Annotated in this window: 2 protein-coding genes; both read left to right on the forward strand. The window is 40.5% G+C overall.

The genetic code is table 11. The annotated features are described in order from the left end of the window. The first annotated feature begins 8 nt into the window (after window positions 1-8). On the forward strand, window positions 9-179 hold the full coding sequence (locus AC1DVJ_RS31215; RefSeq protein WP_477596853.1) for a helix-turn-helix domain-containing protein: 171 nt from the start codon (window positions 9-11) through the stop codon (window positions 177-179). Window positions 180-352: 173 nt separating this feature from the next. Then, window positions 353-658: cyclase family protein (locus AC1DVJ_RS31220; RefSeq protein WP_477596851.1), on the forward strand; the 306-nt coding region annotated here is incomplete at its 3' end.

The raw sequence follows: 658 nt of genomic DNA on the forward strand, positions 1-658 counted from the left end.
CTTATATTCTGGATGCAAGACTGAAGAAAGCGATGGAATTGTTACGGGAATCGTCATTCAAGATCCATGAGATTTCTTCCAAAGTCGGCTTCGAATACCCGACATATTTCACCAAAATATTTAAGAAAAACATTCATATGAGTCCTCAAGATTACCGGGATCAATTTTRTTCTCGATAATTCGAACCTCTCTCTCCGGGAGGTTTTTTTCTTGCAAATTTGTTTATGTAAAGAAATAACCAGAAAGTAAAAATGTTATGCGTTCTCAAAAAGAAATTCATCCCTAATAATGAAACATAGAGCGCTTTCATAATGCGGCTCTAAGTGATCGAAAGGGGGGAGGATGCCTTTTCATGGAAGATTTGATTCGTTTACTAAAAGGAAAAAACATCGTTGACCTTACGCATACACTTCAGGATGACATGCCCGTCTATCCTACTCATTCTCGATATGTGCATGCATTGTGGGATTCGCACAATACGGGAAGCCTTTCGCTTTCGTATCAACTGATGATCCATGWGCATTGCGGGACGCATGTGGACGCTACTGCGCATTTTCTGCCGAAGGACCACCCAAATTATCGTACTATTGCGGATACTTCTATATCCCAATTCCATGGACGCGCATTAACGCTGTCTTTCACAGATTATCCTGATAAC

This window comes from Paenibacillus sp. P4_A9, assembly GCF_056402415.1.